Source organism: Ruegeria sp. AP12, from assembly GCF_056540025.1.
Map to the genome: position 1 here is coordinate 142,467 of NZ_JBQFVZ010000001.1, position 17,868 is coordinate 160,334.

Sequence of the window (17,868 nt, forward strand, 5' to 3'; positions counted from 1 at the left end):
TTGCGCGGTGGATACCGGCACCAAAATCTCGGCGATTGCGCATGTCGGCCTGATCGGCTGGGCCTTGTTCGGCGGCACCTTCCGGTCCGAGCCGTTGCCGATGGCTGTGCAGGATGTTTCCGTGATTTCGTCTGAGCAGTTTGCGGCGCTTCAGGCGCAGACGGACGCGCCCGAGGTGCCGGAACAGCCCGGCACCCTGGAACAACCTCCGGAGCCCGAGATTGAGGCCAGCACGCCCGAGGCAACGCCGGAAGAACAGCCGCGCCCCGGACCCGTGGCCCCGCCAGAACCGGAACCTGAGACGATCCCGGAAACGGTTGAAATACCACCAGAACCCGAGTTGCCGGAAGAACCTCCGACTCTGACGGAACCGGAAACAGCAGCCTTGCCCCTGCCGCCGGGCCCCGAGGCGCAACCCAGCCCGTCCGAGCGGGTCGCGCCCGAAGCCATCGCGCCACCGCCGCCCGAAGCCAAGCCGGACGAGGTGGAAACGCCGCCTGTGCCCTTAGACGAGGGCGCCGAGACGCAGCAGGAACAGCAGGATCAGACCGCCCCAGAAGAGGCCGCGCCCGAGATCGTGACAGAGGCCGAGGAAACCGAGGAGCAATCGCCGCTGACCTCGCCGCGTCCACGTGTGCGTCCCAACCGCCCGGCACCTGCGCCGGAGCCAGAGGTGGCCGAAACCCCGAATCCCGAGCCGGAAGCGCCGGCGCAAACCAATGACGATGCCATCAATGACGCCTTGGCCGAAGCCTTGGGCGGAGGCAGCGAACCGTCCGGCCCGCCGCTGACCAGTGGCGAGAAAGACGCCATGCGCGTGGCGGTGTCCCAGTGCTGGAATGTCGGGTCGTTGTCGACCGACGCGCTGAATGTGGTTGTGGTCGTCGGCTTTTCGCTCAACCCTGATGGAACGGTTATTGGGGGCAGCGTTCGGCTGCTGGACAGCTCTGGCGGGTCTGCGGGTGCTGAAAATCAGGCTTATCAGGCGGCAAGGCGTGCAATTTTGCGCTGTGGCGCGCGTGGATACGATCTGCCTGCTGACAAATACGATCAGTGGCAGGATATTGAGATTACATTCAATCCCGAGAGGATGCGGATCAAATGATGAAACTTCTGACCAGCCTCTTCCTTGGTCTGACCCTGATGTCGGCCCCGGTATACGCGCAAAGCGGGCCGTTGCGTCTGGAAATTGACGAAGGGATCATCGAACCCTTGCCCTTTGCGGTTCCGAATTTCGTGCCCGACGGGCCTTCGGCGTCGCAATATGCAATTGATATTTCGCGGGTCGTCGCGGCTGATCTGACTGGAACGGGGCTGTTCCGTGAAATCTCTTCGGACGCGTTCATCAGCCGTGTCAGCAGCTTTGATGCGCCGGTCCAGTTCGTGGACTGGAAAGCGATCAACGCGCAGGCGCTGGTGACCGGGGCGGTGAATGTCTCGGGCAAGCGTCTGACGGTCCGGTTCCGGGTGTGGGATGTGTTCTCGGGGCAGGAGTTGGGCAACGGTCTGCAACTGGCCGGAACCACCGACGGGTGGCGGCGGATGGCGCATAAGGTGGCCGATCAGGTCTACAGCCGGATTACCGGCGAGGGCGGGTATTTCGACAGCCGTGTTGCGTTTGTGTCGGAAAGCGGCCCCAAGGATCAGCGCCTCAAGCGGTTGGCGATCATGGATTACGACGGGGCGAATGTTCAGTACCTGACCGACAGTTCCGCCATCGTTCTCGCCCCGCGCTTTTCGCCGACCGGGGACCGGCTGCTTTATACCAGTTACGAAACCGGCAGCCCGCGCATTTACGTGCTGGACGTGGGCAGCGTTCGGCGGCAGGAGTTGAACACGCAGGGCGGCACCATGAGCTTCTCGCCCCGCTTCTCGCCGGATGGGCGGTCGATTGTCTATTCGCTGATCCAAGGCGGGAATACTGACTTGTGGAAAATGGATCTGGCCTCGGGCCAAAGCACACGCCTGACCAACACACCTGCCATTGAAACTGCCCCCAGTTATTCGCCGGACGGCAGCCAGATCGTTTTTGAAAGCGACCGTTCGGGCACGCCTCAGCTGTATGTCATGCCCGCTAATGGCGGTGAGGCGACGCGGATCAGCTTTGGTCAGGGCCGCTATGGCACGCCCGTCTGGTCTCCGCGCGGTGACCTGATTGCGTTCACCAAGCAAAACAAAGGCCGGTTCCATATCGGTGTGATGCGCACCAATGGAGATGAGGAACGGCTATTGACCTCTTCCTTCCTGGATGAAGGGCCAACATGGTCGCCGAACGGGCGCGTCATCATGTTTACCCGCGAAACGCAGGGTGCCAGCGGTCGGGCGACACTGTATTCGGTGGATATATCAGGTCGAAACCTGCGCCCGGTGCGCACGCCGGACGGGGGCAGCGACCCGTCCTGGGGACCGTTGCAAAATTGATCACCGCAAAAGCGCGGCAAAGTTCACAAGAAACCGTCTCTGTGATAGACAGGCGGCAATAAACAAAACGACGAGGCACATGAGATGAACGTATTGGGCAAAATCCTGGCCGTGGGCGCGCTGAGCGTTGTTGCGGCCTGCACCAGCAATGATCCTTCGGATTTGGGGGGCTTCGGCTCGGGCGGTGCTGGTGGCGCGCTTGTACCGGGTTCGCCAAGTGATCCACGCTCACCCGCGTATTTCCAGCAGACGGTTGGGGATCGGGTGTTGTTTGCGGTGGATCAGTCGACCCTGTCGCCACAGGCGCAAACGGTACTGCAAGGGCAGGCGGATTGGCTGCTGGCCAACCCGGACTACGTGGCCACAATCGAAGGGCACGCGGACGAGCAGGGAACGCGCGAATACAACCTGGCACTGGGCGCACGGCGCGCGAATGCAGCGCGCGAGTTTCTGATTTCGCGCGGGGTGGCGGGCAACCGTCTGACCACTGTCAGCTACGGCAAAGAACGCCCGATCGAGATTTGCAGCACCGAGGATTGCTATTCCAAAAACCGCCGCGCGGTGACGGTGCTGACCGGTTCAACCTTGGGGTAAGACGATGAGACTTGCAGGATGGGTTTTGGCCGCAGTTGTTGCAACGGCGGGCGTGGCACAAGCGCAGGATCAGCAGACGCTGGCGGATATCCGGCAGGAACTGACGGTGCTGCATGTGGAAATACAGCGCCTGAAGCGCGAGTTTTCGACCACCGGCTCGCCCGCGCCAAACCTGTCCGGCAGTTCGGTCCTTGAGCGCGTAGACGCGATTGAGGCCGAGTTGCAGCGGCTGACACGCCAGACCGAGCAGTTGAACCAGCGGGTGCAGAATATCGTGACCGATGGAACCAACCGGATCGGGGATCTTGAGTTCCGATTGGTCGAACTGGAAGGTGGCGATCTGTCCACTTTGGGAGAGACGTCAACGCTGGGCGGAGAAACTGAGACGACCGCCGCGATCACCCCTGCGCCCACGCAGCCCAGTACCTCGGACCAAGGTGAACTGGCGGTGGGTGAGCGGGCCGATTTCGACGATGCCTCGCAAGCGCTGGCCGATGGCGATTTCCAGACCGCCGCGACGATGTTTGCACAGTTTGATACCTCGTACCCCGGTAGTCCTTTGGCCCCCGAAGCGCATCTAAAACGTGGACAGGCGCTTGAAGGTCTAGGTGACACGCGCGAGGCGGCGCGGGCGTTTCTGGCCAGCTTCACCGGGGATTCCGAGGGGGCCGTTGCGCCCGATGCTCTGTTCGAACTTGGCGCGGCGCTTGGCCGTTTGGGCCAGACCGAACAGGCTTGCATAACACTCAGCGAGGTCGGAGTGCGCTTCCCCTCCTCTGGCCCGGCGGCAAGCGCCACGCAGGAAATGGCCACCTTGGGGTGTTCTTGAACAAGACCCCCACCAGCCTGACATCCGAGATTCGCGCGCGGCTGCCTGAACGGTTGCCGCAACGGCTGGGCATTGCCGTCTCGGGCGGGGGTGACTCGGTGGCGTTGATGCATCTGCTGGCTGAGATTGCGGCGAACGACGGTGTTAACCTACGCATCGCAACAGTGGATCACGGCCTGCGCCCAGAAGCCGCGCAGGAGGCCCGGCTGGTTGCAGGGCAGGCGGCTGAACTTGGCCTTCGACACGACGTTCTGAAATGGCAAGGTTGGGACGGCAAGGGCAATCTGCAGGATCAGGCGCGTCAGGCGCGCTATGCCCTGCTGACGGACTGGGCGCGGCAGAATGAGATTCCGATGATTGCCTTGGGTCACACGGCGGATGATCAGGCGGAAACGGTGCTGATGCGACTGGGTCGCGCCGCTGGTGTCACCGGTTTGGCAGCGATGCCCGTCTCGCATCATCGGGACGCCATCGAAATGATCCGGCCCATGCTGGGGATCACGCGTCAACGCCTGCGTGACCACCTGACCCAAACGGGCGTCACATGGGTCGAGGACCCATCGAATCAGGACAAAAGGTTCGACCGGATCAAGGCGCGCGAGGCTTTGGCCGGGCTAGAACCTTTGGGCGTAACTGCAGAATCCCTTTCGCGTGTGGCAAAAAATCTTGCACAAGCGCGTGAGGCACTGGCGCTTTATGCGCAGGATTCCGCACGCAAGACCACCACAGTTGTGGACGGGGACGTGTGTCTTGATCGGTCGGCGTTTGCCGCGCTGCCCGCTGAAATCCAGCGGCGCGTATTGATTGGCATAGTCGCCTGGATTTCCGGACCCGGTTACCCACCGCGCCAAACGGCCGTGGATCAGGCCATTGATGCCCTGCAAAGCGGGCAGGCCGGGTCGTTGAACGGCTGCCTGCTGGTGCCAAGGGGCGGGAATACTTGGATTTGCAGAGAGTTTCAGGCCGTCTGCAACCTCTCATCAACCCCGTCGGACAGTTGGGACGGTCGCTGGGTCCTGACCGGTCCTGCACCCCAAGGCGTAGAAATTCGCGCATTAGGTGAGGTCGGTCTGGCGTTGCTGCCGGATTGGCGCGCGACCGGTCGCCCGCGCCTTGCGTTGCAGTCCTCGCCAGCGGTCTGGCGCGGGGATGACCTGTGCGCGGCACCTCTGGCAGGTTTCCCGAATGGGTGGACCGCAGAGCCCGCGCCGAACCGGCCCGAGCTCTACGCTTCGTTTTTATCGCATTGAACCTGCCACAATCCTCTCTATTTTAAGAGACAACACGGCAGATCCCCATCTGCTGATATCTTTTGGGAGAATTTCCTTGGGCAACGCTCGCAATATCGCCTTCTGGGTCGTTCTGTTCTTGCTGATCCTTGCACTGTTCAATCTGTTCAGCGGACCAGGCGGAACACTTCAGAGCAATGAACGAACCTATTCCGACTTTGTCAGCGCCGTGCAGAACGGTGAGGTCAAGAATGTGACGCTGGATGGCGAACAGATTCGCTATACCACAGAAACCGGCGGGACCTTCGTGACCATCAAACCCGGCGATGCCGAAGTCACCAAACTGCTGATCGACGAAAACATCCCCGTGCGCGCTGAGAAACAGCAGCAATCGGGTTTCCAGTCGTTCCTGATCACGCTGCTGCCCTTCCTGCTGCTGATCGGTGTCTGGGTCTATTTCATGAACCGGATGCAGGGCGGCGGCAAAGGCGGTGCGATGGGCTTTGGCAAGTCCAAGGCCAAGATGCTGACCGAAAAGCATGGCCGTGTGACCTTTGACGACGTGGCAGGCATCGACGAGGCCAAGGAAGAGCTGGAAGAAATCGTTGAATTCCTGCGCAACCCGCAAAAATTCTCGCGTCTGGGCGGCAAGATCCCCAAGGGCGCGCTGCTGGTTGGCCCTCCGGGTACCGGTAAGACGCTGCTGGCCCGTGCCATTGCGGGTGAGGCGGGCGTGCCGTTCTTTACCATTTCGGGCTCGGATTTCGTTGAAATGTTTGTGGGTGTCGGTGCCTCGCGCGTGCGTGATATGTTCGAGCAGGCCAAGAAGAACGCGCCTTGTATCGTGTTCATCGACGAGATCGACGCCGTTGGTCGCCATCGCGGTGCTGGCTATGGCGGCGGGAACGACGAACGCGAACAAACCCTCAACCAGTTGCTGGTCGAGATGGACGGGTTCGAAGCCAATGAGGGTGTGATCATCCTGGCCGCGACTAACCGTAAAGACGTGTTGGACCCCGCGCTGCTGCGTCCGGGCCGGTTTGACCGGAATGTGACCGTTGGCAACCCAGATATCAAAGGTCGAGAGAAGATTTTGGGCGTGCACGCGCGCAAGACCCCATTGGGCCCCGATGTCGATCTGCGCATCATCGCGCGCGGGACGCCGGGCTTCTCGGGTGCCGATCTGGCAAACCTCGTGAACGAGGCCGCCCTGATGGCTGCCCGTGTGGGTCGTCGCTTTGTCACCATGGAAGATTTCGAGAATGCCAAGGACAAGGTGATGATGGGGGCTGAGCGCCGCTCGATGGTGCTGACCCAGGACCAGAAGGAAAAGACGGCCTATCACGAGGCTGGTCACGCTGTGGTCGGTCTGGAATTGCCGCTGTGCGATCCGGTCTATAAGGCGACGATCATTCCGCGCGGTGGCGCGCTGGGTATGGTTGTGTCGCTACCGGAAATGGACCGCCTGAACTATCACCGCGATGAGTGTGAGCAGAAGCTGGCGATGACCATGGCCGGTAAGGCTGCCGAGGTCATCAAATACGGTGAAGATCACGTCTCGAACGGTCCGGCTGGCGACATCATGCAGGCCAGCCAGTTGGCCCGCGCGATGGTGATGCGCTGGGGCATGTCGGACAAGGTCGGCAATATCGACTATGCCGAAGCGCATGAAGGCTATCAGGGCAACACCGCCGGTTTCTCGGTTTCAGCGCACACCAAAGAGCTGATCGAGGAAGAGGTGAAGCGCCTGATCCAGCAAGGCTATGAGCGCGCGCATAAAATCCTGACCGACAAGAACGAGGCTTGGGAACGTCTGGCGCAGGGGCTGCTGGAATACGAAACCCTGACCGGCGATGAGATCAAGCGCGTCATGAATGGCGAGTCGCCCACCGAAGGCGACGACGAAGGCGACAAGCCGGATGAGGGCAGCGCGCCCAGCGTCACGGCCATTCCCAAGACCAAACCCAAGAAAACCCCGCCCGAAGGTGGGATGGAACCTGAGCCAACCGCATAAACAAAAAAATCCCGGAGCCAGCCTCCGGGTTTTCTCTTTTCATCAGGTCGGTGCCGGGCATTATGCGCGCAAGGACGCTGATAAGAAGGGAAGGCCTATGCCGTTTTTGCGCGAAACCGAGTTCACTGGCGAAGTGATCTGGCTGGGCCATGTACCGGCAGGGCAGTCGTTGCGGGCTGAGCCGGTTGATACCTTGCAGCTAGATTTCGACGGTGTGCGCGGCGAACGGCATGAAGGGCTTAACCGGGCGTCCTGCGTGCGCGTCAAGAACCTGTATCCGCAGGGCACCGAGATCAGGAACGTCAGGCAGCTGTCGGTCCTGTCGGCCGAGGAATTGGCCGGGATATCGGCCGAGATGGGGTTGGATGATCTTGATCCGTCGTACCTTGGGGCGTCGATTGTCGTGAAGGGTATTCCCGATTTTTCGCATGTTCCGCCATCCTCGCGCTTGCAGGCCGACAACGGTGCGACGATCACCGTGGATATGGAAAACGCCCCCTGCGTTCTGCCGGGGCGTGAGATTGAACAGGATCACAGCGGTCACGGTGCCGCCTTCAAACCCGCAGCCAAAGGGCGGCGCGGGGTGACGGGTTGGGTCGAACGACCCGGTTCCCTGCGAATTGGCGGCAAAATGCGATTGTTTGTCCCTGATCAGCCAATCTGGCAGCCATAAGGCCCATTCGTTTCCGATTTGAAACTCACGATATCCGGCGACGCCGTTTCGCGGCATGAATATGTCGGAATCCATAGCCATCGGAATTGTGTACGACTGTATGGGTTGCACAGCGCCGACGCGCTGCGTCGGTTTTGCAAGGCATTCAATCAGGGACCCTGGCCAATGAGCTACAAATCCGACATCGAAATCGCCCGCGAAGCGAACAAGAAGCCGATTCAGGAAATCGGCGCCAAGATCGGCATCGATTCCGCCGATCTGCTGCCCTATGGCCACGACAAGGCGAAAGTCAGCCAGGACTTCATCAACTCGGTGCAGGACCGTGAAGACGGCAAGCTGATCCTTGTAACCGCGATCAACCCAACCCCGGCAGGTGAGGGTAAGACCACGACCACTGTGGGGCTGGGTGACGGTCTGAACCGCATCGGCAAGAACGCGATGATCTGTATCCGTGAGGCCTCGCTCGGCCCGAACTTCGGCATGAAGGGCGGCGCTGCAGGTGGCGGGTATGCGCAGGTTGTTCCGATGGAGGAAATGAACCTGCACTTCACCGGCGACTTCCACGCGATCACCAGCGCGCACAGCCTGCTGTCGGCGATGATCGACAACCACATCTATTGGGGTAACGAGGCCGAGATCGACACCCGTCGCGTTGCATGGCGTCGCGTGGTCGACATGAACGACCGTGCCCTGCGTCAGATCACGGCGTCTCTGGGCGGCGTCAGCAACGGTTTCCCGCGTGAGGCCGGTTTTGATATTACCGTGGCCTCTGAGGTTATGGCGATCCTGTGTCTGGCGAACGACCTGAAGGATCTGGAAAAGCGTCTGGGTGACATCATCGTCGCCTACCGCCGCGACAAGACCCCGGTCTACTGCCGCGATATCAAGGCCGAGGGCGCAATGACCGTGCTGCTGAAGGACGCAATGCAGCCGAACCTGGTGCAGACGCTGGAAAACAACCCGGCCTTTGTCCACGGTGGCCCGTTCGCGAACATCGCACACGGCTGTAACTCGGTCATCGCGACCAAGACCGCTCTGAAAGTCGCAGACTATGTCGTGACCGAAGCGGGTTTCGGGGCCGATCTGGGTGCCGAGAAGTTCATGAACATCAAGTGCCGCAAAGCGGGCATCGCTCCGTCGGCTGTGGTGCTGGTTGCCACCGTGCGCGCGATGAAGATGAACGGCGGCGTGGCCAAGGCTGATCTGGGTGCCGAGAATGTTGATGCCGTGAAATCGGGCTGCGCCAACCTGGGCCGTCACATCGAAAACGTGAAATCGTTCGGTGTTCCGGTTGTGGTCGCCATCAACCACTTTGTCACCGACACCGATGCCGAAGTAAAGGCCGTGAAAGACTATTGCGGCGATCACGGGGTCGAGGCGGTTCTGTCACGTCACTGGGAACTGGGGTCCGAAGGCTCGGCTCCGCTGGCCGAGAAAGTGGTCGAAATCGTCGAGGGCGGCACCGCGAACTTCGCGCCGATCTATCCTGACGAGATGCCGCTGTTCGAAAAGATCGAAACCATCGCCAAGCGCATCTACCGCGCTGACGAGGTTCTGGCCGACAACAAGATCCGCAATCAGCTGCGCGAATGGGAAGACGCGGGCTATGGCAACCTCCCGGTCTGCATGGCGAAAACCCAGTATTCGTTCTCGACCGACCCGACCCTGCGGGGCGCGCCTACCGGCCACTCGGTTCCGGTGCGCGAGGTGCGGCTAAGCGCCGGTGCGGGCTTCATCGTGGTTGTCTGCGGTGAGATCATGACCATGCCCGGCCTGCCCCGCAAACCCGCGGCTGAGACGATTCGCCTCAACGACGAAGGCCAGATCGAGGGCTTGTTCTAAGCGCCTGAATGATACATCTCGTGGTTCGGGGGTATCCCCGGACCACAGGAGATTAAAATGTCCATTCTGACACTGCCGCAAGACTGTCACTCGATGCCGGAGTTGCGGGTTCAGATCGACAAGCTGGATCGCCAACTGATCGAATTGCTGGTGACGCGCGCGGGCTATATCGACCGCGCATCCCAGTTGAAACCGGCCGAGGGCCTGCCGGCCCGTATCCCGGATCGTGTTGAAGAGGTGGTGCAGCGCGTGCGCGCAAGCTCTGACGAATTGGGCATGGACCCGGATTTGGCCGAAAAGCTGTGGCGCATTTTGATTGACTGGTCGATCGCGCGGGAAGAGCGCGTGCTCGGCCCTGACTGAGAAACCGGGCGCTTCCTGCGCCCGATCCGTTTTGAAAGAAGGGATCACAGGATGGTAGCCCAGGTTATCGACGGGAAGGCTTTTGCCGCCAAGGTGCGCGCTCAGGTCGCCGATCAGGTCGCAAAGCTGAAAGAAGAAAACGGCATCACGCCCGGTCTGGCGGTGGTGTTGGTGGGCGAGGACCCGGCCAGCCAGGTCTATGTGCGGTCCAAGGGCAAGATGACTGTCGAGGTCGGCATGAACTCGTACGAGCACAAGCTGGAGGCCGACACTTCGGAGGAGGATCTGCTGGCGCTGATCGACAGGCTGAACAATGATCCGGCGGTTCACGGCATTCTGGTGCAACTGCCGCTGCCGGGGCATCTGAACGAAGACCTGGTGATCAACTCGATCGATCCGGCCAAAGATGTGGATGGCTTCCACATCTCGAATGTGGGCCTACTGGGGACCGGTCAGAAGTCGATGGTGCCTTGCACGCCACTGGGCTGTCTGATGATGCTGCGCGACCACCATGGCTCGCTGTCCGGGATGGATGCGGTTGTGATCGGGCGGTCGAACATCGTGGGCAAACCGATGGCGCAACTGCTGCTGGGCGACAGCTGCACCGTGACCATCGCGCATTCGCGCACCAAGGACCTGCCGGATGTGGTCCGCCGCGCCGATATCGTCGTGGCCGCCGTGGGCCGCCCCGAGATGGTGCCGGGCGACTGGATCAAGGAAGGGGCCACCGTGATCGACGTGGGCATTAACCGCATCGAACGTGACGGCAAGAACAAGCTGGTGGGCGACGTGGATTATGCCAGCGCGGCAGAGCGCGCAGGCGCGATCACTCCGGTTCCGGGGGGCGTCGGTCCGATGACCATTGCCTGCCTCCTGGCCAACACACTGACCGCGTGCTGTCGTGCCAACGGTCTGCCGGAACCCGAAGGTCTGACCGCCTGACCCTGCTGGCGCGGGTGCATCCCGTGCTATAACCCGGAATACTCAAGATGCCCTGTCCCCTATATCCGGGGGCAGGGCATTTCTTTGAATGGGTTTGCTTGTATTCGATTTCGTGATATGTCCGATATTCCAAGTGGTTACTAAGTAAGATCGTAGTTTTCCGGGCAAGTGTTTGTGTGACGCGGGAAATTGCGCTCGGAATACGTATGAATATCGAAGTCAGTGAGATCAGAACTGTTCTAAGCCCTCAGCGCATCGTCGCGGCGCTCGTTTTTCTACCATTGCTGGCTTATGTGTTTCCGCCCTTCATGGACGGGGAATTGCCGTTCGGTCTGCGCCTTGTGTTCTGGGTCGGTGTGATGATCATCGCACTCAGCGCGACATGGACTGCCCGGAAACTGCTGCGTGACAAATTGGTGCTGGTCAAACTGCCGTGGCGTGATCTTGCTTTTGCCACCGTGATGCTGGCTTTGCTGACGCCGATGTTGTGGTTGCTGGCCTGGGTGTGTTTCACCTGTATCGGCAAGATGGCGCCCGAGGCGCATGCGGTCGCCGTCTACGGCATCCTGTTCGCCGCAGGTCTTGTGCTGGTCCGCCGCGGTGATCTGCATACTCGGGAGGCCGAAGAGAAACCTGTCCAGCCGCGACTTGTCCGACGTTTGCCCGCCGGGTTCGAAGGAAAGATTTTCCGCCTGACCGTGAAGGACCACAACGTGGATGTCGTCACCTCTGAGGGGACGTTCACAATTCGGTCCCGACTGACAGACGCCATCGATGAAATGGAGCCTGTACCGGGCCATTGCTCGCATCGCTCGCATTGGGTCACGGACGCGTCGATCATGGGCGTCGAGAAGGCCGAGGGCAAAACCTTCCTGCGACTGGTCAATGGCGATCTCGTGCCCGTCAGCCGCAAGTACAAGCCCATGCTGGAAGAGGACGGGCTGATCTGAGCCTAACGTGGCATCGGCACCATCTGAGGGGTTGGGCCGGTCAGAATGGCCTTGGCCCGAGGTCCCAATAGCGTCGTCAGAACATGATCTGTGCTGCGCAGCCCGCCGGTATAGGTGCCGTAGGCTGGCAGGATCAGCCGGGCGTGGTCCAACAGGAAGGCAGGCCGGGAAATCGACCTGCCCCTGAGCGTCAAACGCGCTTTGGGGTGAAAATGCCCTGAAACCTCGCCTGTTGCGTCGGGTTGTGCGATGTGGCGAAAGACAAGCGGCCCGCAGGTCCATTCAGACAGATGTGCGCCGCCCAGCTCGATCGGTCCCGGATCGTGATTGCCTTCGATCCAAATCCAACGTCGACCAGCTTGCAGCGCCGCTATTCGCAGCTTTTCATCCGCTGCCAAAGCGCTGGAAGCGTCCAGATCGTCAAAGCTGTCGCCCAGACAAACCACGACCTCACCCCCTGTCCGGTCAAGGTCCGCCGACAACCGATCCAGCGTTTCACGGCTGTCATAAGGCGGAAGGGTCAATCCACTGCGCCGCGCCATCCTTTCGGACTTGCCCAGATGCAGGTCCGAGACACAGAGCATGCTCTGCCCCGGCCACCAAAGCGCGCCGGAGGGCAGGGCAAAAAGATCCGCACCGCAAAAGGAAAATCCCAATTTGTTCATGGTAGGTTCATTATATGTTTCAGCGTTGCGCGCAAGGTATTTTATAGATTGTCCAGCCCGGCGGCTTCCAGCAGGCGGGCACTTTCCTCTGCCAGCAAGCGTTCCTCGGCCGCGCCTTTGACCGGGATTTTACCGACTTCCAGAAACAGCGGTGCCGCCAGCGGTGAAACCCGATCAAGGCGCATCAGATCAATCCGGTCGCCGATACGCGCGATCATCGCTTCGATGCGGCCAAAATCGACCAGACCGCGCATGGCTTCTTCGCGGGTGATTTGCATCAAAAGGTGGTCCGGGTCGTATTTCAGCAGCGTGTCATACAGGATGTCCGATGAAAACGTCGCCTGCCGCCCGCTTTTGCGTTGCCCGCCCGTGTTGCGCTCGATCAGACCAGCTATTGTGGCCGAGGCGCGGAAGGTTCGTTTCATGACGGCATTTCCCGCCAGCCATGTGTCCAACCCCTGCCGCAGCGCGTCCAGACGGAACAGCGGGCTGGGGTCCGTGACCGCATCCAGACCCCAGATCAGGGTGGCATAATCCGTGGCGACAAAGCCAAGGGGGGCCAGACCCGTCTCCTCCATCCGTTTGGTCAACAGCAGGCCGAGCGTCTGCTGCGCATTGCGCCCGGCAAAGCCGTAGACGCACAGATGCTCGCGCCCGTCGCTGGGGAAGCTTTCGATCAGCAGGCGGTCGCGCTGGGGCAGGCGGGACATGTCCCGTTGCAGGGCCAGCCAGTCGGCGGTGTGGCGGGGCAGTTGCGGCCAGTCGAGTTGGGCGAACATGCGCAGAATACGGTCGCTCAGCTGGGTCGAGGTGGCGAATTTCGTCCCCATGAAGGTGGCGATCTTGGGCTTTTTATCGGCGCGGCGGCTGACCTCGACCACCATCTCGCGCAGGCCTTCATAGCGCACGATCTGACCACCGATCAGGAAGGTATCTCCGGGTGTAAGCGAGGCGGCAAAGCCTTCCTCGACCTCGCCCAATGGCTTGCCGCCGCGGTTGCGTTTCAGGCGCACCTTCAGGGTGTCGGTGTCCTGTATGGTCCCAAGGTTCATGCGGATGCGCGCGGCGGCACGGGGGTCGCGCAACTGCCACAGCCCATCGGGGCGCTGCAGCAGCCGCTGCCAGCGGTCATAAGCGCGCAGGGCATAGCCACCGGTTGCGCAAAACTCCAGACATGCGTCGAATTCCAGACGGGTCAGATCGGCAAATGGCCCGGCTGAGGTCATTTCCGTGAACAGTGCGTCAGCCTCGAACGGCCCCGCCGTCGCAGCAATCAGGATATGCTGGCAGAGCACATCGCGGGGGCCTGCGCCGCGTGGCTCGCCGTCCAGTTCATGCGCTTTTGCAGCCTCTAGCGCGGCGACGCATTCCACCACTTCAAACCGGTTGGCAGGCACCAAAAGGGCCCTGGACGGCGCGTTGTAGCGGTGGTTCGCCCGCCCGATCCGCTGCACCAATCGCTTCACGTTCTTGGGCGCACCGATCTGGATGACCAGATCGACATCCCCCCAGTCGATCCCCAGATCCAGAGAGCCGGTGCAGACGATGGCCCGCAGATCACCACGCACCATGGCGGCCTCGACCCGTTCACGCTGTTGACGGTCCAGACTGCCGTGATGGATACCGATGGGCAGGCCATCATCATTCGCAAGCCACAGATTGTGAAAGAAAATCTCGGCCTGCGCGCGGGTGTTGTGGAAGATCAGCGTGGTCTTGTGCTGCCGGACCTGCTCCAGCACTGCCGGGATCGCATAAGCCGCACCGCCGCCGGACCACGGGGGCATTTCTTCGGTTGTCAGCATCGCGATGTCGGGGTTAGGGCCGGGATCGGCCTGAATGATCCGGCACGGGTCCGGGTGCCGCGCCAGAAAGCGGGCGATCCCTTCGGGGTCTTCGACCGTCGCCGAAAGACCCACGCGGCGCAGATCGGGGCAGAGGGTTTGCAACCGTGCCAGCGCCAGCATCAACTGATCCCCACGTTTGCTTTCGGCAAGGGCATGGATTTCATCCACGATCACCCTCTGCACCCCATCAAACATGCGCGGGGCGTCCTCGTAAGAGGTCAGCAGGGCCAGACTTTCAGGTGTTGTCAGCAGGATATGCGGGGGGTCCGCCCGCTGACGTTTCTTTTGCGTCGCGGATGTATCGCCGGTGCGGTCTTCGATGCGGATGGGCAGGCCAATCTCATCCACCGGCGTGCGAACGTTGCGTTTGATATCCGCCGCCAAGGCTTTCAGCGGTGAGACATAGATCGTGTGCAACCCGCTATGTGCGCCCTCGGCCAGTTCAGCCAGAGACGGCAGAAACCCGGCCATTGTCTTGCCGCCCCCGGTGGGGGCGATCAGCAGCGTGGCCGGATCACGCGCCCGGTCGAACATGTCTTGCTGATGGGGGTGGATGGACCAGCCTTTGGCCGAAAACCAATCGGTGATCCGGGCGGGAATCTGCGTCATGGGCGCAGATTAACCGCCCTCGTGCCGGAATGGCACGGCGTTATTTGACGATTTTCTCGTCCTTGACGAACATGTTGGCCCAGGCGCGGTCAATCAGGTCGGGGCTCATCTGATAAGGGATGCCCTCAAACTCGCAGATCGAGATCATCTGATCGATCAGGAAGATCGGCTGATAGTTCGCATAGATATTGTCGATGGTCGGGTATTTGACCTTCAGCAGGTGGACCAGAGCGGCCTCATCCAGCGGCATGCCGCGTTTGCGGGCCACCATGGCGAAGATCTTCAAGAAGTTCTCCTGATTGGGGCCGTCGATCTTGATCTTGAAAAAGATCCGGCGCAGGGCCGCTTGGTCGAAAATCTCGTTCGGGTGGAAGTTGGTCGAGAAGATGACCAGCGTATCAAACGGCACCTCGAACTTTTCACCCGATTGCAGGCCGAGGATATCCTTGTTCTCTTCCAGCGGAACAATCCAGCGGTTGACCAGCGCCTGCGGCGGTTCGGCCTGTCGCCCAAGGTCATCCACGATGAAGATGCCGCCGGTCGATTTCAACTGCAACGGGGCCTGATAGGTCCGCGCGGTGGGGTTGTAGACCAGATCCAGCATGGACAGCGACAGTTCACCACCCGTTACAACGGTGGGGCGTTCGCATTGCACATAGCGCGAGTCGAACCGTTTGCGGCGGCGCAGGCTGTTGGGGTCGTCGGCTTCCTGCTCGATCGCGGTGTGCACGATCGGGTCATAGACGGTGATTACCTGACCGGCATATTCGATAGCATAGGGCACATAAACATTGTCGCCCAAAGCATCGCGGATACCGTTCGAGATCGAGGATTTACCATTGCCCGGAGGGCCATACATCAGGATCGAGCGGCCCGCACTGACCGCCGGACCAAGATGGTCCAACAGGCTGTCGGGCAGGACCAGATGGCCCATGGCACCGACCAATTGCTCACGCGTGACCTGAATGTTACGGATCGACTGGCGCTTGACCTGCTCGCGATAAACGTCCAGCGGCACCGGCATCGCGCCGAAATATTCAGACTGGCTCAGCGCGTCCAATGCGCGGGCCTTGCCTGCATCGGTCAGCTGATAGCCCATCTCATTGCCGCTATTGGCGTTCAGGGTGCCTGTCGCTTCGATCAGTTTCTGTTCGCGCGCGATGTCGATCAGTTCCTGCGTGACCGAACCGGGCAGGCAGACCGCCTCGGCAACTTCGGACACAGTACTGGCGTTCTTACGGAAGATCGTTTTCAGCAGAATGTCCCGCATCATCACCAGCGGAAGCTGCATCTCCCCCAAACCTTTGGGGGCGGGAGGGGCCATAACAGAGGAAGCTTGCATATTCATGAGCGACGCTCGTCCATCCAAAAAATCACACAAATGCCCGCAAACGGGCGACTTGTGGGAAATCTGGCCCAGCTTTATGGCGGGACCAAGGCAGCGGCATGGCGCGGTGATGATAGTTTACGAACCGTAAACAGTGCCCAAAATCAAATACATCGCCAAAGCCCCGGCAAGGGCAAGGCCCATCGGGAACTTTTTGCCCCGGTCCCAGCTTTCCCAATGCGGCGCGATTGCGCGCAAGCGGGTGTGGCGGGCCAGCCGATGCGTGACTACGGCACCCAAAACGGTTGCCATCAAAATCGCAAGCACGACACCCAAGTCCTGAACCCAGACAAACGGTGCAGCCGCCGCCAGAAACTTGGCATCACCCGCGCCGACAGCGCCGATGGCATTCAGGACCATACCGGCGATCAGGATCACGGGAAGATGCAGCAATTGCCAGACATAAGGCGGAAAGGCGACGGGGAATGGCCCCAGCTTTCCGCTGAGTGTGCTGGTCGACCACGGGGGCAGGGCGATCAGCCCGACAACCACATAGACCAGCGCCAAAGCCACAACGGCGTGGTTCTTGATCCGCATCTCACGCATATCGGTGAAGGCGACGTAGAAACAGATCGGCAGAATGAACGGCAGAAACCACACCGCCGCCCGAACAGGGATGTCCATTTAGGTGGATTCCTCAAGCGCACGCAGCGAACGGACGGCTTCGTCGAAATGCTGCGGATGGGTCGAGATCGCCTCGCGGAACAGGTTCTTGGCTGTGGTTACGTCGCCCTGTTTCACAGCCGAGATCCCCATGGTGTTCAGCAGGCGCGCCCGTTCGATCTGTGACATGGGAACAACCGGCAGGCTGTAATTTCCCTGTGCAGAGCGGGCCAGAACCAGATTGTTCTTTGCGGTAAACAGCGAACTGTCCTGCCGGATTGCATCGGTGAACAAACGCTCTGCCTCGGCGTATTGCCCGCGTGAGAGTTTTGAGAACCCCCAGTTGTTCATCACGCTGCCCGGGCGCGTGGTCAGGCCAACCGCAGTTTCATAGAAATGGTCTGCGCGTTTCCATTCTTTTCTGGAATCGGCCACGACCGCCTCGAGCCGGTAACGTTTGAACGTCTCATAGGTTGGCGGAACCGTGTCCAGAACCGATTTGGCCTGCGCCCAATCACCATTTCTGACCAGAGCATCCGCGTACTCGACCTTGTCCGAGCTGTTGGCCCCTTTCATTGTCGTCACGCGTTTCCAGGCCGATACCGCTTCGGTCGTGCGTTTGGCGCGCCCAAGTGAAATGGCCAGACCGCGTTGAAGGTCGATCCGGTTGGGGCTTTTGCTGGCTGCGTTGTGGAAATATGTCACCGCCTCATTCGGGTCCGCCGCGTTCAGCAGAACATCGTTCAGGTTGGTTTCGTCGATGACGTTCACTTCCTGAAACGTGCGTTCAACCTTTTCTTCGGCGGTTTCCTTTTCGCAAGCGGCTAGAATGAGCCCACTGAGAATGAGGGATGGAATCAAGAATTGGTGGCGCATTTTTGCGTCCTTTACTGCTCTTGCCTC

At 60.7% G+C, this 17,868-nt stretch carries 16 protein-coding genes; 11 read left to right on the forward strand and 5 right to left on the reverse strand.

Annotation, left to right across the window (positions count from 1 at the left end; translation table 11 throughout):
* Positions 1-7: 7 nt before the first annotated feature.
* The 11 genes from ACR0E6_RS00695 to ACR0E6_RS00745 all read left to right on the forward strand — a co-directional run bounded on the left by ACR0E6_RS00695 (position 8) and on the right by ACR0E6_RS00745 (position 11,857).
* Entirely contained in the window at positions 8-1,105 is a 1,098-nt protein-coding gene (locus ACR0E6_RS00695; RefSeq protein ID WP_480580221.1) for an energy transducer TonB family protein, read from the forward strand.
* Entirely contained in the window at positions 1,102-2,421 is a 1,320-nt protein-coding gene (tolB, locus tag ACR0E6_RS00700) for a Tol-Pal system beta propeller repeat protein TolB (protein WP_170454293.1), read from the forward strand. Before ACR0E6_RS00695 ends, tolB begins: the two co-directional genes overlap by 4 nt.
* A gap of 84 nt (positions 2,422-2,505) precedes the next feature.
* Positions 2,506-3,015 carry a peptidoglycan-associated lipoprotein Pal gene (gene pal / locus ACR0E6_RS00705; RefSeq protein ID WP_170454291.1) on the forward strand — a complete coding sequence of 170 codons (510 nt, stop codon included), beginning with the start codon at positions 2,506-2,508 and terminating at the stop codon, positions 3,013-3,015.
* A gap of 4 nt (positions 3,016-3,019) precedes the next feature.
* Complete coding sequence (gene ybgF, locus ACR0E6_RS00710; RefSeq protein WP_170454289.1) at positions 3,020-3,844, forward strand: tol-pal system protein YbgF; 825 nt, start codon at positions 3,020-3,022, stop codon at positions 3,842-3,844.
* Positions 3,835-5,094, forward strand: coding sequence for a tRNA lysidine(34) synthetase TilS (gene tilS / locus ACR0E6_RS00715; RefSeq protein ID WP_480580225.1), 1,260 nt, complete (start codon positions 3,835-3,837; stop codon positions 5,092-5,094). The genes ybgF and tilS overlap by 10 nt, the downstream gene beginning before the upstream one ends.
* A 76-nt stretch (positions 5,095-5,170) precedes the next feature.
* Positions 5,171-7,087, forward strand: a complete 1,917-nt coding sequence (ftsH, locus tag ACR0E6_RS00720; RefSeq protein WP_170520560.1) for an ATP-dependent zinc metalloprotease FtsH — start codon at positions 5,171-5,173, stop codon at positions 7,085-7,087.
* A gap of 97 nt (positions 7,088-7,184) precedes the next feature.
* A complete protein-coding gene (locus ACR0E6_RS00725; RefSeq protein WP_480580228.1) occupies positions 7,185-7,760 on the forward strand; it encodes an MOSC domain-containing protein in 576 nt (191 codons plus the stop codon).
* Positions 7,761-7,925: 165 nt separating this feature from the next.
* Complete coding sequence (locus ACR0E6_RS00730; RefSeq protein WP_170623747.1) at positions 7,926-9,602, forward strand: formate--tetrahydrofolate ligase; 1,677 nt, start codon at positions 7,926-7,928, stop codon at positions 9,600-9,602.
* 57 nt (positions 9,603-9,659) lie between these two features.
* Positions 9,660-9,965 carry a chorismate mutase gene (locus tag ACR0E6_RS00735; protein ID WP_170454283.1) on the forward strand — a complete coding sequence of 102 codons (306 nt, stop codon included), beginning with the start codon at positions 9,660-9,662 and terminating at the stop codon, positions 9,963-9,965.
* A gap of 51 nt (positions 9,966-10,016) precedes the next feature.
* Positions 10,017-10,907 (forward strand): bifunctional methylenetetrahydrofolate dehydrogenase/methenyltetrahydrofolate cyclohydrolase FolD, encoded by an 891-nt coding sequence (gene folD / locus ACR0E6_RS00740; RefSeq protein ID WP_170454281.1) that lies wholly within the window; start codon positions 10,017-10,019, stop codon positions 10,905-10,907.
* A 206-nt stretch (positions 10,908-11,113) separates the two neighbouring features.
* Positions 11,114-11,857: a LytTR family DNA-binding domain-containing protein gene (locus ACR0E6_RS00745; RefSeq protein WP_480580231.1), complete on the forward strand. Its 744-nt coding sequence runs from the start codon at positions 11,114-11,116 to the stop codon at positions 11,855-11,857.
* A gap of 2 nt (positions 11,858-11,859) precedes the next feature.
* On the opposite strand, the gene pdeM is transcribed toward ACR0E6_RS00745, so the two are convergent.
* The 5 genes from pdeM to ACR0E6_RS00770 form a co-directional block, all read right to left on the reverse strand.
* Positions 11,860-12,522: a ligase-associated DNA damage response endonuclease PdeM gene (pdeM, locus tag ACR0E6_RS00750; protein ID WP_170454277.1), complete on the reverse strand. Its 663-nt coding sequence runs from the start codon at positions 12,520-12,522 to the stop codon at positions 11,860-11,862.
* A gap of 41 nt (positions 12,523-12,563) precedes the next feature.
* Complete coding sequence (locus ACR0E6_RS00755) at positions 12,564-14,975, reverse strand: ligase-associated DNA damage response DEXH box helicase (RefSeq protein ID WP_480580234.1); 2,412 nt, start codon at positions 14,973-14,975, stop codon at positions 12,564-12,566.
* 40 nt (positions 14,976-15,015) lie between these two features.
* On the reverse strand, positions 15,016-16,323 hold the full coding sequence (locus ACR0E6_RS00760; RefSeq protein WP_170454273.1) for an ATPase: 1,308 nt from the start codon (positions 16,321-16,323) through the stop codon (positions 15,016-15,018).
* A 117-nt stretch (positions 16,324-16,440) separates the two neighbouring features.
* Complete coding sequence (locus ACR0E6_RS00765) at positions 16,441-16,986, reverse strand: prepilin peptidase (RefSeq protein ID WP_480580237.1); 546 nt, start codon at positions 16,984-16,986, stop codon at positions 16,441-16,443.
* Positions 16,987-17,841 (reverse strand): tetratricopeptide repeat protein, encoded by an 855-nt coding sequence (locus tag ACR0E6_RS00770; RefSeq protein ID WP_170454269.1) that lies wholly within the window; start codon positions 17,839-17,841, stop codon positions 16,987-16,989.
* Positions 17,842-17,868 lie beyond the last annotated feature (27 nt).